At 73.6% G+C, this 14,593-nt stretch carries 14 protein-coding genes; 10 read left to right on the top strand and 4 right to left on the bottom strand.

Annotated elements, in window-relative coordinates:
* Positions 1 to 8 precede the first annotated feature (8 nt).
* Both ACIRF8_RS34510 and ACIRF8_RS34515 read left to right on the top strand, forming a co-directional pair.
* Positions 9 to 854, top strand: a complete 846-nt coding sequence (locus ACIRF8_RS34510) for a patatin-like phospholipase family protein (protein ID WP_404221615.1) — start codon at positions 9 to 11, stop codon at positions 852 to 854.
* 41 nt (positions 855 to 895) lie between these two features.
* Positions 896 to 1,762 carry a spermidine synthase gene (locus ACIRF8_RS34515; RefSeq protein WP_404221772.1) on the top strand — a complete coding sequence of 289 codons (867 nt, stop codon included), beginning with the start codon at positions 896 to 898 and terminating at the stop codon, positions 1,760 to 1,762.
* Here ACIRF8_RS34515 and ACIRF8_RS34520 read toward each other — a convergent pair.
* Together ACIRF8_RS34520 and ACIRF8_RS34525 are read right to left on the bottom strand one after the other, a co-directional pair.
* Positions 1,749 to 3,089, bottom strand: a complete 1,341-nt coding sequence (locus tag ACIRF8_RS34520) for an MFS transporter (RefSeq protein WP_404221617.1) — start codon at positions 3,087 to 3,089, stop codon at positions 1,749 to 1,751. The two genes, ACIRF8_RS34515 and ACIRF8_RS34520, sit on opposite strands and share 14 nt — an antisense overlap.
* 69 nt (positions 3,090 to 3,158) lie before the next feature.
* Positions 3,159 to 4,229: a hypothetical protein gene (locus tag ACIRF8_RS34525; RefSeq protein WP_404221619.1), complete on the bottom strand. Its 1,071-nt coding sequence runs from the start codon at positions 4,227 to 4,229 to the stop codon at positions 3,159 to 3,161.
* Between the two features lie 120 nt (positions 4,230 to 4,349).
* Between ACIRF8_RS34525 and ACIRF8_RS34530 the strand changes: the two genes are divergently transcribed.
* The 5 genes from ACIRF8_RS34530 to ACIRF8_RS34550 all read left to right on the top strand — a co-directional run bounded on the left by ACIRF8_RS34530 (position 4,350) and on the right by ACIRF8_RS34550 (position 10,139).
* Positions 4,350 to 4,802 (top strand): DUF4442 domain-containing protein, encoded by a 453-nt coding sequence (locus ACIRF8_RS34530; RefSeq protein WP_404221622.1) that lies wholly within the window; start codon positions 4,350 to 4,352, stop codon positions 4,800 to 4,802.
* 83 nt (positions 4,803 to 4,885) lie between these two features.
* Entirely contained in the window at positions 4,886 to 5,074 is a 189-nt protein-coding gene (locus tag ACIRF8_RS34535; RefSeq protein WP_404221624.1) for an antitoxin, read from the top strand.
* 213 nt (positions 5,075 to 5,287) lie between these two features.
* Positions 5,288 to 7,783: a beta-glucosidase gene (locus tag ACIRF8_RS34540; RefSeq protein ID WP_404221626.1), complete on the top strand. Its 2,496-nt coding sequence runs from the start codon at positions 5,288 to 5,290 to the stop codon at positions 7,781 to 7,783.
* Between the two features lies 1 nt (position 7,784).
* Positions 7,785 to 9,401, top strand: a complete 1,617-nt coding sequence (locus ACIRF8_RS34545) for a carboxylesterase/lipase family protein (RefSeq protein ID WP_404221628.1) — start codon at positions 7,785 to 7,787, stop codon at positions 9,399 to 9,401.
* A gap of 96 nt (positions 9,402 to 9,497) precedes the next feature.
* Positions 9,498 to 10,139 (top strand): DedA family protein, encoded by a 642-nt coding sequence (locus tag ACIRF8_RS34550; protein WP_404221631.1) that lies wholly within the window; start codon positions 9,498 to 9,500, stop codon positions 10,137 to 10,139.
* Between the two features lie 21 nt (positions 10,140 to 10,160).
* Here ACIRF8_RS34550 and ACIRF8_RS34555 read toward each other — a convergent pair whose 3' ends face one another.
* A complete protein-coding gene (locus tag ACIRF8_RS34555; RefSeq protein ID WP_404221633.1) occupies positions 10,161 to 10,700 on the bottom strand; it encodes a gamma carbonic anhydrase family protein in 540 nt (179 codons plus the stop codon).
* Positions 10,701 to 10,826: 126 nt separating this feature from the next.
* Here ACIRF8_RS34555 and ACIRF8_RS34560 point away from each other — a divergent pair, with 126 nt between their 5' ends.
* Both ACIRF8_RS34560 and ACIRF8_RS34565 read left to right on the top strand, forming a co-directional pair.
* Positions 10,827 to 11,561: an acyltransferase gene (locus tag ACIRF8_RS34560; RefSeq protein ID WP_404221774.1), complete on the top strand. Its 735-nt coding sequence runs from the start codon at positions 10,827 to 10,829 to the stop codon at positions 11,559 to 11,561.
* Positions 11,562 to 11,640: 79 nt separating this feature from the next.
* On the top strand, positions 11,641 to 12,948 hold the full coding sequence (locus ACIRF8_RS34565) for an MFS transporter (RefSeq protein ID WP_404221635.1): 1,308 nt from the start codon (positions 11,641 to 11,643) through the stop codon (positions 12,946 to 12,948).
* Positions 12,949 to 12,994: 46 nt separating this feature from the next.
* Here ACIRF8_RS34565 and ACIRF8_RS34570 read toward each other — a convergent pair whose 3' ends face one another.
* Entirely contained in the window at positions 12,995 to 13,852 is an 858-nt protein-coding gene (locus ACIRF8_RS34570; protein ID WP_404221776.1) for an EamA family transporter, read from the bottom strand.
* A 110-nt stretch (positions 13,853 to 13,962) separates the two neighbouring features.
* Here ACIRF8_RS34570 and ACIRF8_RS34575 point away from each other — a divergent pair, with 110 nt between their 5' ends.
* Positions 13,963 to 14,535, top strand: a complete 573-nt coding sequence (locus ACIRF8_RS34575; protein ID WP_404221637.1) for a helix-turn-helix domain-containing protein — start codon at positions 13,963 to 13,965, stop codon at positions 14,533 to 14,535.
* The last annotated feature ends 58 nt before the right edge of the window (positions 14,536 to 14,593 follow it).

Genomic DNA, 14,593 nt, shown 5'->3' on the forward strand with positions numbered 1-14,593 from the left:
AGGTCGCGGTGGCGGGCAAGGCGCTTGTACTCGGCGGCGGCGGACTCGCCGGCATCGGCTGGAGCTGCGGCATCCTGCACGGCCTCGCCGAGGCGGGCGTCGACCTGGGGGACGCCGACACCGTGATCGGCACGTCGGCCGGCGCGGTCGTGGGCGCGCAACTGACCTCGGGCCGCCTCACCCACACAGCGCTCTACGAACGTCAACTCGCCGCCCCCGAGGGGGAGAAGGCCGGGACGCTCGGTCCGGGCACCCTCTTCCGCTACGCGCGCGCCGCGCTCACCTCCCGCACCATCGAGGCGTACGGGCGCAGGCTCGGGAAGATGGCCCTGGCCGCCTCCACCCCCGACGAGGCGACCCGGCGCGCCGTGATCGCGGGCCGGCTCCTGTCGCACGCGTGGCCCGACCGGCGCCTCCTGATCACCGCCGTCCAGGCCCGCACCGGGGAGTTCAGGGTCTTCGACGGGAGCTGCGGCGTCGGGATCGTCGACGCCGTCGCCGCGAGCTGCGCCGTGCCCGGCGTCTGGCCCCCGGTCACGATCGACGGCGCCCGTTGGATCGACGGCGGCATGCGTTCCCCGGCCAACGCCCAGCTCGCCGAGGGCCATGACCGGGTCGTCGTCCTCGCTCCCGTCGCGGCGGGCGCCGGAGTCCTGCACGCGGCCCGCACCCAGGTCGCCCGGCTCGCCGCGGCCGGCGCCCGGGTCACCCTCCTCACCCCGGACCGCGCCGCGCGCCGCGCCTTCGGCGGCAACAGCCTCGACCCGTCGTGCCGGGCGCCCGCCGCCCGGGCCGGACGCGAACAGGCCGCGGCGCACGTCGCGCAGGTACGGCGGACCTGGGGGAGCGGCTAGAGACCACGCGCCGGGGGAGCGGGACCCGCGTGCCCGGCACAATGGGGCACGTGAACGCACCCGACCCCGAGCCGATACCCGTCGTCCGCGCCGTGGACCACGGCACCGCCCGGCTCCTGCCCGACGTCGACCGGCGACGGGCCTGGCTGCTCACCGTGGACGGGGCGCCCCAGTCCTACGTCGACCTCGACGACCCCGCGCACCTGGAGTTCGAGTACGCCCGCAGGCTCGGGCACGTGCTCGACTGCGCGGCGCCGCCCGGGCAGCCGCTCGACGTGCTCCACCTGGGCGGGGGCGCCCTGACGCTGCCCCGCTACGTCGAGGCGACGCGCCCCGGGTCCCGGCAGCACGTCGTCGACGCGGACCGCGCGCTGTCGGCCCTGGTCGCCGAGCACCTGCCGTTGCCGCCCGCCGCGGACATCACCGTGCACGGGGCCGACGCGCGCCAGTGGCTGGAGAACGCGCCGGAGAACTGCGCCGACGTCCTCGTGGCCGACGTGTTCGGCGGATCACGGGTCCCCGCGCACCTGACGACGGAGGCGTACGCGCGCGAGGCGGACCGGGTGCTGCGCCCGGGCGGTCGCTACGCGGCGAACCTCGCGGACGGGGCGCCGTTCGCCTTCCTCCGCTCCCAACTGGCCACCTTCGCCAGTGTCTTCGCGCACGTCGCCCTGATCGCGGAGCCCGGGGTGCTGCGCGGCCGGCGGTTCGGCAACGCCGTGCTCCTCGCGTCGCGCGGCGAGCTCGACGTGGCGGAGCTGGCCCGCCGCACCGCCCGCGACGCGTTCCCGGCGCGGGTCGAGCACGGGGACGGGCTGCGCCGCTTCGTCGGCGACGCCCGACCCGTCACGGACGCGGACGCGGTGGACTCGCCCGAGCCCCCCGGCGGCTCGTTCAGTGTGGGATGACGTCCTTGGTGCGGGGTGACGTCGCTTCCGGCGCGGCGGGCGCGACCGGCGCGGGGACCTCTACCCCGGCGGCGGCGGGGCGGCGGCGCAGCGCGCGCACGTCCGGCACGCACAGGACCGCCGAGGTGGCGAGGACGACGAGGGCCGCGCAGCCCCACAGCGACGCCGTGCGCCCGAACGCCGACTCGGCGGGTCCGGCGAGCGCCGTCGCCAGCGGCACCATCGCCACCGAGCCGAACCAGTCGTAGGCCGAGACGCGGGACAGCTTGTCCTCCGGGATCTCCTGGTGCAGGGCGGTGATCCAGGAGACGCCGAAGATCTCGATGGTGACGCCGCTGACGAACATCACGGCGATCAGGACACCGAGCGGTACGGGGACCGCGAGCGCGGCCGACGGCAGGGCCAGCGAGAACACCGACAGCGTCGCGGCGAACAGCAGCCGCCGCGGTTTCCAGCGCATCATCAGCAGCCCGCCGAGGATCGTGCCGACGCCGAACGCGCCGAGCGCGACGCCCCACGGGCCCGCCCCGCCCAGTTCGTCGCGGGCCACCAGCGGCCCGAACACCGACTCGGCCGCACCCACCACGGCGACGACCACCGAGAACTGGGCGACGATCGCCCACAGCCAGGGCCGCCCGACGACCTCCCGCCAGCCGTCCCGCATGTCCGCGAGCAGCCCGCCGCCCGGCTCGCGCGGCGCGATGTGGCTCACGTCGAGGAACATCCGCAGCGCCCCGGCCACGGCGAACGCCGCCGCGTCGACCGCGAGCACCCAGCCGGGGCCGAGCGCCGCGACCATCGCACCGCCGAGCGCGGCGCCGCCCACCGCGGCGCCGGACATCCCCATCCGGAACAGGGCGAACGCGCGGCTCGCCTGCTCCCCGGAGACCGAGGCCATCAGCATGCCCTCGGCCGCCGGATTGAAGAACGCCTGACCCGTGCCGCCGAGGGCGCTGAGCGCCATCATCTGCCACAGCTTCGGGTCGCCCTGGAGCACCAGGAGCGCGAAGGCGCCCTGGGAGAGGAAGTTGAGGGCGTTGGCCGCGACCATCACGTGATGGCGCGGCAGCCGGTCGGCGACCGCGCCGCCGACGAGAAGGAAGATCACCAGGAACAGGGTGCGCGCCGCGGCCACCAGACCCACGTCACCACCGTCGCCGCCCGCGTCGAGCACGGCGAACGAGGAGGCGATGAGCGCGCCGTGCGCCCCGAGCGTCGTGACGAACGCGGAGACGGCGAGCAGTGTGTAGTTCCGTCCGGCCCACGCGGGACGGCGGCGCGGGCGCGCGGGCGCGGGCGGTGGCGGGGAGGCGGCGGCTGAGGTCACTGAGGGACTATCGGCCGCCGCACGCCCATTTGCCAAACCGTTTCCCCACGGGAGCGCGCGGGGAGGCGGTCAGGAAGCGGTCGGGTCCTTGTAGTAGCGGACCGAGCCGAGGATCTTGTCGATCGTCGCGTCGTCCAGCTCGCCCTTGACGCCCTTGGCGGCCCACAGGTCCCAGGACACGTAGTCCCCGGCCTCGTTCTGGAAGGCGAAGACGACCGCCTTGCCGTCGCTGGCGCACTTGCCCTTCTGCGGCGTGTTCTCCGAGGTCGCCTTGATGAGGCTGCCCGAGACGCCCTGGGCGTTGGTGAACTCCTCGGGCTTGCCGGTCTTCACCGACTTGATGTCCGGCTCGGTGTACCCGCCGTAGATCCACCAGGGCACGCGGTTCTCCGCGGCCTGGGCGGCGTTCTTGGCGCCGTCCTCACCGCGGGTGCCGACACCGGCCAGGGAGGTGTCGTCCTTGCGGCCGTCCTTGTCGGGGTCCTCGGAGCACCACTTGGACTTGTACTCGGCGGGGGCGGACACGGTGGTCATACCGTGTTCCTTCTTGCCCTTCTTGTTCTTGTAGTCGTACTCGAAGCCGATGATCTGGTCCGCGCCGCCGGAGCTGACCTCCCAGCCGGGGGGCACGTCGAACACCGTCTTGTGCTTGGTGTTCACCACCGGCTGCCAGCCCGCGATCACCGGCTTGACGGCGCTGTCGCCGCCGCGCGGGTTGTCGTCGGTGCCCTCCGACGGGCTCGCCGGGCTCGCAGGGCTCGACGCGCTCGCCGAGGCGGCGGGCTTCTTGTCGTCGTCCTTCGCCTTGTCGTCCTTGTCGCCGCCGAGCACCAGGAATCCGGTCACCCCGGCCGCGATCACGACGGCGACCGCCGCGACGATGGCGACGATCTTCGTGCGGTTGCCCCCGCCGCCCTGCTGGGGCGGCTGCGGCGGGCCGAGCGGCGTCGTCGGCGCGTTCCAGGCGGGCTGCTGCTGGTACGGGTTCGGCTGCTGGTAGCCCTGTTGCTGATACGGGTTGGGCTGCTGGTACCCCGGCTGCTGGTACGGGTTGGGCGTCGGCGGGTTGGCGGGGTAGTTCGGGTTGTGCGCGTCCTGCGGGTTCTGCTCGCCCCCGGGCGGCTGCTGTCCTGGCCACATGGCCGTAAACGATAGAGGGTCGTGGGACCGCCGGGGCCCCTGGCTTGTACCGGACCTGCAACGGTTCCGTTCCGCGGGCCGAGGATGGCCAACTTTGCTACTCATGGGTAACATGCGGTCATGAGCGCAGACCAGATGTCGATCGGCGAGATGCTCGCCGCCACGGTGCCGATGGCCCGCACCCTGAACCTCGCCTTCGTCGAGACCACCCCGGAGAAGGCGGTCGTCGAACTGCCGGACCAGGCGGACTACCACAACCACGTCGGCGGCCCGCACGCCGGCGCGATGTTCACGCTCGGGGAGTCCGCGAGCGGCGCCATCGTGCTCGCCGCCTTCGGGGACCAGCTCTCGCGGGCCGTGCCGCTGGCCGTCAGCGCCGACATCGCGTACAAGAAACTGGCCATGGGCCGGGTCACCGCCACGGCCACGCTCGGCCGCCCGGCCGCGGACGTGGTGGCCGAACTGGACGCGGGCCGGCGCCCCGAGTTCCCCGTCACCATCGCGATCCGGCGGGAGGACGGCGCGGTCACCGGCGAGATGACCGTCGTCTGGACGCTGCGTCCCAACGGCTGACGGACGCCCGCGGCCTCTGCGGATGCGACGGTTCCGCTCAGCGCTCATGCTGGAGGGGACGGCTCGAACCGAGGAGGCCGACCATGTCCGTGATGGACAAGCTCAAGCAGATGTTGAAGGGCCACGAGGACCAGGCCGGCAAGGGTGTCGACAAAGCCGGTGACTTCGTGGACGGCAAGACCCAGGGCAAGTACAGCGGGCAGGTCGACACGGCCCAGCAGAAGATGAAGGACCAGTTCGGCGGGGGCCAGGAGCCCCCGGCCCAGAGGTGACCACCCGGTCCTGACCGCCGGCCCCTCCCGCGGGGCCACGGGCACTGCTCCGCGCGTCAAGGAAGCCCCGCCGCACCCGCGGCGGGGCTTCCCCCATGTCCGCGTGTACCTCTTTGTGCGGCGGTCATTGACACGAGTCACCTCCGGTCATAGCTTTCCGGCTCGGTTCCGCATCCGCACGCGACGACGCGTACGTGAGAAGGAGTGAGGCCCATGCCCGACGGCATATCCCGGAGATCGGCCCTGCGGTGGTTGGGGGGCGCCGTCGCGGTCGCCGCGGCCGCCACCACGGGCCTGCCCACACCCGCCGGAGCGGCCGACGAGCGCGCGACACACCACGGGGCCGGGCCCCGGGTCGAGTCGCTGCTCCGCAGGCTCACCCTCGACGAGAAGCTCACCTTCCTGCACGGCGCCACCGATCCACGCGACCTCGGCCAGGCCGGCTACGTCCCCGGCGTCCCCCGCCTCGGCATCCCGCCGCTGCGCCTCGCCGACGGCCCCGCGGGGGTGCGCGTCACCGCCCATGCCACGGCGCTGCCCGCGCCCGTCCTGCTCGCGTCCGCCTTCGACCCCGCGCTCGCCCGCCGCTACGGGCAGGTCATCGGCCGCGAGGGCCGCGCGCTCGGCCAGGACGTGCTCCTGTCCCCGATGGTCAACCTGATCCGCACCCCCTACGCGGGCCGCAACTTCGAGACGTTCTCCGAGGACCCGCTCCTCGCCTCCGACGTGGTCGCGCAGGAGATCGAGGGCATCCAGGGCGAGGGCCTGATCGCCACCGTCAAGCACTTCGCCCTGAACAACCAGGAGAAGGACCGCATGACGATCGACGTGCGGGCCGACGAACAGACCCTGCACGAACTGGAACTGCGCGGCTTCAAGGCCGCCGTCGCGGCCGGCGCCGGATCGGTCATGGGCGCGTACAACAAGGTCGACACCACGTTCGCCTGCGAGAACAAGGCGCTGCTCACCGACATCCTCCGCGACCGCTGGCACTTCACCGGGTGGGTGATGACCGACTGGTTCGCCACGCACACCACCGTCACCGGCATCACCGCCGGACTCGACATGGAGATGCCCGGCGAACTGGCTTTCGGGACCGCCCTGAAGAAGGTCGTGCGCGACGGCACCGTGCCCGAGGCGTACGTCGACCGCGCGGTCCGCCGCATCCTCTCGGTCATGGACCGCTTCGGGCTGCTGGCGGCCAAGGCGCAGCGGCGGCCCGCGCGGGACGCGAAGGCGGGCGCCGCCGTGGCCCTGGAGGTCGCCGAGGCCGGGGCCACCCTGCTGCACAACCCGCGCCGCGTCCTGCCGCTGCCCGCCTCCCGCTCGGTCGCCGTCATCGGGCCGACCGGCCGGTACCCGTTCGTCAGCGGCGGCGGCAGCGCCCACGTGATCCCCGACCACGCCGACAGCCCGTACGACGCCGTCCGGGCCCGGGCGGGACACGGCGCCCGCGTCACCTACGCGCTCGGCGAGGACATCTTCGGCAAGCCCCTGCCCGCGACGGCGCTCACGCCCGCCGCCGACCTGGAGGAGCACACCGTCGCGGCCGGGCGGACCTGGACCTACGAGGGGACGCTCACCGCGGCGGAGGCCGACGACTGGACCTTCGTCATCCACTACTCGGGGCAGCGGCCCGAGGTCCTGCTCGACGGCGCCGAACTCTTCCCCTTGCTGCCCGGCTTCGGCGAGTACTTCAGCGGCGGCCTGCTCTCCGCCGCTCCCGACGGGCTGGCGGTGCGCCGCCGATCCCTCGCCCTGACGGCAGGTCCGCACCGACTGCGGATCACCGCGAAGGGCGGCGACCACGGGCAGACGTTCCGGCTGCGCCGCGTCACGGGCGCCACCCGGGCGGCCGACCGCGACGAGGCCGTGCGGGCCGCACGGGCCGCGCACAGCGTGGTGCTCTTCGCCTACGAGGACGCCACCGAGGGCGTGGACCGTACCTCGCTCGCGCTCCCCGGCCACCAGGAGGAGCTGATCTCGGCCGTCGCCCGGGCCAACCCCCGTACGGCGGTCGTCCTCAACACCTCGTCGGCGACGACCATGCCGTGGCTCGACGACGTCGCCGCGGTCCTCCAGATGTACTACCCGGGCCAGGAGGGCGCCGCCGCCACCGCCGCCGTCCTGTTCGGCGACCGCGACCCCGGTGGGCGGCTCACCCAGACCTTCCCGACGTCCGAGTCCACCCACCCGATGTCCGGCGACCCGCGCCGCTACCCCGGGGTCGACGGCGTCGAGGAGTACTCGGAAGGCATCCACCTCGGCTACCGCTGGTACGACGCGCGAGATGTGGAGCCGCTGTTCCCGTTCGGGCACGGCCTGTCGTACACCTCGTTCGCGTACACGGATCTCGCGGTGCGCTGGACCGGCCGGGAGGCGGAGGTCTCCTTCACCGTGCGCAACACCGGGGAGCGGACCGGGGTGGCCGTGCCGCAGGTGTACGTCGGCGCCTCCCCCGACCTCCGCGTCGACCAGTGCGTCAAGGTGCTCGCCGGGTACCGGCGGCTCACCCTGCGGGCGGGGGAGCGGCGCCGGGTCACGATCCGGGTCGCGCGCGAGACGCTCTCCTCCTGGGACACCGACCGCCACGACCTGGTCCTCGGCACCGGCCGCCGCACCGTCCGGGTGGGCACGTCCGCCCGCGAACCGAAGCTGCGCCGGGACCTCGTCGTCCCGCGCGGCAGCGCCCGGAAAGGCGGCCACTGACATGCGGACCCCATCCCGCCTGCGCATCCTTCTCGCCGCCGTGGTGGCGACCCTGGCCACAGGACTGCTGCCCGCCGCCTCCACCCACGCCACGGACGCCACGAACGCCACGGACCGAGCGGTCGAGGTCCACACCCGCTCCGGTTGGGTGCGGGGCCGACACACCCCCGAGGGACGGCAGTTCCTCGGCATCCCCTACGCCGAGCCGCCCGTCGGCGCGCTGCGCTGGCGCGAACCACGGCCGGTGCGGCCCTGGCCCGGCGTCCGCGCCGCGACCGACTTCGGCGATCGCTGCGTGCAGACGGCCAGTTGGGACCCCGGGTACGAGGACCCGACGTACACGGAGGACTGCCTGCATCTCAACGTGTACGCGCCCGACGGCTCCACCCGGCGCCCCGTGATGGTCTGGCTGCACGGCGGCGGACTCACCGCGGGCGCGGGCGCCGACATCGTCCCCGACACCTTCGCCCGGGCCACCGGCACCGTCGTCGTCACCGTCAACTACCGGTTGGGTGCCATGGGCTTCCTCGCCGCCGCCGGGCTCGACCGCCAGGCGTCCGACGGGGTCTCGGGCAACTTCGGCCTCCAGGACCAGCAACTCGCGCTGCGCTGGGTGCGCGCCGACATCGCACGGTTCGGCGGAGACCCGGACCGGGTCACCGTCGCGGGCGAGTCCGCGGGCGGTCGCTCGGTCTGCACCCAGCTCGCCTCACCGACGGGGCGCGGCCTGTTCCGCGCCGGGATCATCGAGTCCGGCGCGTACGGGGACTGCGCGGCCCGCACCCGGCAGAGCGCCGTCGCGTCCGGCGCCGCGTTCGCCGCGCGGCTCGGGTGCACGTCCGAGCCGGTGGTGGAGTGCCTGCGCGGCAAACCGGCCCGCGCGATCCTGGAGGCGCAGGGCGGCTTCGACTGGGGGCCCGTGGCCGGCGGCGCCTTCCTGCCCGAGCAACCGGCCGCCGCCATCGCCGCGGGCCGCTCCGCGCGCGTGCCCGTGCTCAACGGGGCCAACCAGGACGAGGGCCGCCTGTTCGCCTACGGCGCGTACGACGGACAGGGCAGGCCGCTCACCGCCGAGGCCTACCCGAAGGCCCTCGTCGACGCGTTCGGGCCGGAGGCCGGGGCACGGGCGCTGACCGCCTACCCGCTGAGCGACTATCCCTCGCCCACCTACGCCTATGCCGCCGCGGCCGGTGACCAGCTCATGGCCTGCCCGGCGCTGCGCCTGGACCGGCGCCTCGCCCGCAGCGGCCTGCCGGTCCACGCCTACGAGTTCGCCGACCGCACCTCGCCGCCGTTCGCGTCGATCAGGGAGGCGGGCCGGACCTTCGACTTCGGGGCCACCCATGTGAACGAGGTGCAGTACCTCTTCAAGCACTTCGGGCTCGTCACGCCGCTCGACCCGGAGCAGCGGGTCCTGGCGCGGCGGATGGTGCAGTACTGGGGCTCGTTCGTGCGGGGTTCGGTGCCACGCGCCGACGGGGCGCCCGCGATGCCGGACCAGCGGGTCGCGCCCGGGCGGACGCTGTCGCTGCGGACCGCCTCCGTGGGCGGGATCACGCTCTCCCCGACGATTCACCGGGACCACCACTGCACCTTGTGGGACTCGGCGGCGTCCTAGGAGGCAGACAGGGGCAGGTAGGCTGCCCGGCGTGCGCGGCAATCAGGGGGAGCGCACGCCGGGCACACGGATTTTTGGGTACGGGAGGCGACGGCGTTGCACGTCCAGGAATGGCTCGACACGATTCCGGCAGTCGCCATCTATGCCTTGGTGGCGGGGGTCATCGGCTTCGAGAGCCTGGGCATCCCGCTGCCCGGGGAGATCGTCCTCGTCTCGGCCGCGCTGCTGTCCTCGCAGAACGGTGACGTCAACCCGGTCGTCCTCGGGATCTGCGCCACCGCGGGCGCCGTCGTCGGCGACTCCATCGGGTACGCGATCGGACGCAAGGGCGGCCGACCGCTCCTCGCCAAGCTGGGGCGCAAGTTCCCCAGGCACTTCGGACCGGCCCACATCGCCACGGCGGAGCGGTCCTTCGAGAAGTGGGGCATGTGGGCCGTCTTCATCGGCCGGTTCATCGCGCTGCTCCGCATCTTCGCCGGGCCGCTCGCGGGTGTGCTGCACATGCCGTACTGGAAGTTCCTCACCGCCAACTTCCTCGGCGGCGTGGTCTGGGCCGGCGGGACGACCGCCGTCATCTACTACCTGGGGATCGTCGCCGAGGACTGGCTGAAGCGGTTCTCGTACGTGGGTCTCGGCGCGGCCGTCCTGTTCGGGCTCGGGACGATGCTGTACATGAAGCGGCGGGCGGCGAAGGTCGCGGCCGAGGCCGAACCGGAGCCCGTGGCCGCCGGGGAGTGACCCCGCCGCCTCCCGCCCCGGTCAGTCGTCGTGGGCCGCTCGGTGCGCCTTGGCCAGTTCCACGTACAGGGTGCCGTTGAGGGTGATGCCCTCGCGCTCCTCCTGGGTCAGTTCGCGCCTGACCTTGGCGGGGACGCCCGCCACCAGGGAACCGGGCGGGACCACCATGCCCTGGGGAACCAGCGCCTGCGCCGCGACCAGGGAACCCGCGCCGATCACCGCGCCGTTGAGCACCGTCGCGCCCATGCCGATGAGGCAGTCGTCCTCCACGGTGCAGCCGTGCAGCACGGCGTTGTGACCGACCGAGACGCGCTCGCCGACCGACACCGGGAAACCGGGGTCGCCGTGGACCGTGCAGTTGTCCTGGACGTTGCTGTCGGCGCCGATCCCGATGGGCCCGGCGTCGGCCCGCAGTACCGCCCCGTACCAGAGGCTCGCGCCCGCGCGCAGCGTCACCTCGCCGATCACCACGGACGTCGGCGCCGTGAACGCCTCCGGATCCACCGCCGGTTCCTTGCCGCCGATCCCGGTGACGAGTGCCTCGTGGCCAGTGCTTCCCATCGGGTGCCGCTCCCTCTGCGTCATGCGTACGTCGTCGCGCCTGAGCGAACCGTACCCGTGGGGTGAAGATCACAGCCCGGCGAGGTGGGGGCGGGCGGTACGGATGAGTAACGTGGCGCCGTGCCGATGAAGTGGAACGTGTTCTCGCCGGGCGGGCGGTCCGCCAAGGGTCCGCTCGCCCATCGCGCCGTGCAGGCCGCCTGGCGCTGGGCTCAGCGCGCGGGCGCGGTCACCGCCGAGCGGCCCGGCGGCCACCGGTTCGGCGCGATCGGGCACGGCACGAAGCTCGCGTTCCCGCAGGGGACGGTGTTCGGGGAGCCCTGGATCCGCCTCGGCGAGCACTGCATCATCGGCGAACAGGTCACCCTGACGGCCGGGATGATGCCCGGCCTCGACCTGGGGCCCGAGCCGATACTGACGCTCGGCGACGGAGTCGTCGTCGGACGCGGCAGCCATGTCATCGCCGACACGACCGTGACCGTCGGACGCGACGTGTACATGGGGCCCTACGTCTACATCACCTCCACCAACCACTCCTACGACGACCCGCACGAGCCCATCGGCAAGCAGTGGCCCCGGATGGAGCCGGTCGAGATCGGCCCCGGCTGCTGGATCGGCACCGGCGCCGTCATCCTGCCCGGCGCCAGGATCGGGCGGAACGTGGTCGTCGCGGCGGGGGCCGTGGTGCGCGGCGAGGTACCGGACCACGCGGTCGTGGCCGGGGCGCCCGCTCGGATCGTACGGACCTGGGACGCCGACGCGGGCTGGCAGCCGCCGCTGCGCACTCCCGCCCCACGGCCGATCCCCGCCGGGGTGACCCCCGAGCAACTGGTGGCTCTGGGGGAGCTCGACGAGACGTAGGGCCGTGTTCCGAGCGCCCGTGCGGTGCTGCGATAGTGAACCCCGGACCCGATAGATGTAGCGAGCAACCAGGAAGCCCGTGGACACCAGCGAGAGCAGCACCGGCACCGATCCGCAGGACGCGTCCGCCGGTCAGGATCCACGACCGCCGCGGCGCGGCCGGCGCCGCTGGGTCATGGACACCAGGCCGCTGCGCATCCCCGCCTACCGCCGCCTGTGGTCGTCGACGATCGTCACGGCGGTGGGCAGCCAGCTCACCGCGGTCGCCGTGCCCAAGCAGATCTACGACATCACCGGCTCCTCGGCGTGGGTGGGCGCCGCGAGCATGGCGGGGCTGCTGCCGCTCATCGTGTTCGCCCTGTGGGGCGGCGCGGTCGCCGACACCATGGACCGCCGCAAGCTGCTGCTGATCACCAACTGCGGTATCGCCGTGACCTCGGTGCTGTTCTGGGTGCAGGCCGTCGCCGGGTTCGACTCGGTGGCCGCGCTGATGGTGCTGCTCGCGGTGCAGCAGGCGTTCTGGGGCCTCAACGCCCCCGCGCGGAACGCCTCCATCGCCCGGCTCGTCCCCGAGGGCGAACTGGCCGCCGCCAACGCGCTCGGCTCGACCGTCATGCAGACCGGACAGGTCGTCGGCCCGCTCCTGGCCGGTGTCCTCATCCCCGTCATCGGCCTGCCGGAGCTGTACCTCATCGACGCCCTGGCCCTGTGCGTCACCGTGTGGGCCGTCCACCGGCTGCCCGCCCTTCCGCCCCTGGACTCCGCGACGAAGCGCCGGGCCGGTGTGCGCGAGATAGCCGCCGGGTTCCGCTACATCTCCGCGCACAAGGTACTGCTGCTCTCGTTCCTCGCCGACATCATCGCCATGGTCCTCGGCATGCCCCGCGCCCTGTTCCCGCAACTCGCCGCCGAGACGTACGCCCCCTACGGCGAAGGGCTCGCGCTCGGTCTCCTCTTCGCGGCCGTCCCGATCGGGGCGGTGGTCGGCGGATTGTTCTCCGGCACGTTCTCGCGGGCCCGGCGGCACGGCTGGATGGTGATCGGCGCGGTCATGGCGTGGGGCGCCGCCGTCGCCGGGTTCGGGCTGAGCGGCAGCCTGTGGCTCGCGGTGGTCTTCCTGGCCGTGGCAGGCGTCGCGGACATGGTCTCGATGGTCTTCCGCGGGGCGATCCTGCTCTCCGCGGCCACCGACGAGATGCGCGGCCGGATGCAGGGTGTCTTCACGGTCGTCGTCGCGGGCGGCCCCCGCCTCGCCGACGTGCTGCACGGTGCGGCGGGCTCGGCCTTCGGCCCGCGCGCCGCGGTCGTCGGCGGCGGTCTCCTCGTCGTGGTCGCGATGGGCGGCCTGGCCCTCGCGACACCGGCACTGCGCCGCTACCGCATCTGACGCCGGGGCGCCGGGGCGCCGGGGGATCCGGCGGATCGGGGTGCCCTCACCCCGCCGCCAGCAGCACCGTGCCGACCAGGGCGAGTCCCGCCCCCGCCGCCTGGATGCCGCGCAGCCGCTCGCGCAGGACGCCGCGCGCCGCGAGGGCCGTGACCACCGGGTACAGGGAGGCGAGCACGGCCGCGACGGTCACCGGGCCGTGCTGGGCGGCCACCGCGTACGTGCCGTTGGCGGCGACGTCCGCGAGCCCCACGAAGGCGAGCGCCGGCAGGGACAGCAGGACGAGACGGGCCCCGCCCTCCTCGGGCAGGACCGGCGCGCCGCGCCGCGCCGAGAGGTACAGCGCCGTGCCGCCCGCCGCCACGTTGGTCACGCGCTGCACGAACAGGGCAAGGAACAGGCCGGTCAGCGTGGTCGACGCCGCGGCGATCAGGGTCATCACCGCGCCGAAGCCGAACGCCGCGAGGAAGGTGAGCAGCACCGCCCGGCGCTGCACGGGCGCGCCCCGGAACTGGGGGCCGCCGGCCAGGACGACGCCCGCGACGGCGACGAGGATGCCCGCGAACTGGAGCGGCCCCGGGCGCTCGCCGAGGACGAGGCCGACGCCGACCGGCACGGCGACGCCGACCGACCCGAGCGGGGAGACGACCCCCATCGGACCGAGCGCGAGCGCCTTGTAGAAGGCGAGCATGGCCACGGGCCCCACCAGGCCGGCGCCGACGGCGAACCAGAGGCGGGGCCCCGCCTCGCTCCAGCCGCCGGTGGCGGCCACGATCGCGCCGAGCACGACCACGGCGACGGACTGGGAGACGACCACGACCGTCAGCGCCGGGGTGCGCCGGGTCAGCACTCCGCCGCCGAAGTCGGCCAGCCCCCACAGGACACTCGTGGCCAGGGCGAACATCGCGGACTGTGCTCCCACGGACAACCTCGCAGTACAGTTTGCTGAACATCTGGTGCAGCACACCGTAGTTCAGTACTTTGCACTCTGTCATTCAAAATATTGGACGGAATGTGTCGGATCTCGACCTCCTGACCCAGTCGCTCGCCCGCAACGTCAAACACTGGCGTTCCGAGCGCGGCTTCACCCTGGACGTCCTCGCCACCCGCGCGGGCGTCAGCCGCGGCATGCTCATCCAGATCGAGCAGGCCCGCACCAACCCCAGCATCGGCACCGTCGTGAAGATCGGCGACGCGCTCGGCGTCAGCATCACCACCCTGCTCGACTACGAACAGGGCCCCAAGGTGCGGATCGTCCCCGCCGAGCAGGCGGTACGGCTGTGGTCCACGGAGGCGGGCAGCTACCACCGGCTGCTGGCCGGGACCGAGGCGCCGGGCCCGCTGGAGATGTGGGACTGGCTGCTCCAGCCCGGCGACGGCAGCGCCTCCGACCCCCACCCCCAGGGCACCGCGGAACTGCTCCACGTCACCGAGGGCGAACTGACCCTCGTCGTCGACGGCGCCCACCACCGGGTGCCCGCCGGGGCGAGCGTCACCTTCGAGGCCAACGTGGCGCACGAGTACCGCAACGAGGGCGACGTGCCGACCCGGGTGGTCATGGCGGTCTCGGTGCCGTTCGAACGCTGAGACGCCCAGAACCCCGGCGGCTGTCGGCGCGCCGCCACGCGCGTACCCCTCGGCTCCT

It is taken from the genome of Streptomyces sp. NPDC102406 (assembly GCF_044765725.1).
Lineage (GTDB): Bacteria > Actinomycetota > Actinomycetes > Streptomycetales > Streptomycetaceae > Streptomyces.

Coding starts and splice junctions, on each gene's coding strand:
- ACIRF8_RS34515 (WP_404221772.1), top strand. CDS start 896: ATGGGGCACGTGAACGCACCCGACCCCGAGCCGATACCCGTCGTCCGC.
- ACIRF8_RS34525 (WP_404221619.1), bottom strand. CDS start 4,229: ATGTGGCCAGGACAGCAGCCGCCCGGGGGCGAGCAGAACCCGCAGGAC.
- ACIRF8_RS34530 (WP_404221622.1), top strand. CDS start 4,350: ATGAGCGCAGACCAGATGTCGATCGGCGAGATGCTCGCCGCCACGGTG.
- ACIRF8_RS34535 (WP_404221624.1), top strand. CDS start 4,886: ATGTCCGTGATGGACAAGCTCAAGCAGATGTTGAAGGGCCACGAGGAC.
- ACIRF8_RS34540 (WP_404221626.1), top strand. CDS start 5,288: ATGCCCGACGGCATATCCCGGAGATCGGCCCTGCGGTGGTTGGGGGGC.
- ACIRF8_RS34545 (WP_404221628.1), top strand. CDS start 7,785: ATGCGGACCCCATCCCGCCTGCGCATCCTTCTCGCCGCCGTGGTGGCG.
- ACIRF8_RS34555 (WP_404221633.1), bottom strand. CDS start 10,700: ATGGGAAGCACTGGCCACGAGGCACTCGTCACCGGGATCGGCGGCAAG.
- ACIRF8_RS34560 (WP_404221774.1), top strand. CDS start 10,827: ATGAAGTGGAACGTGTTCTCGCCGGGCGGGCGGTCCGCCAAGGGTCCG.
- ACIRF8_RS34570 (WP_404221776.1), bottom strand. CDS start 13,852: ATGTTCGCCCTGGCCACGAGTGTCCTGTGGGGGCTGGCCGACTTCGGC.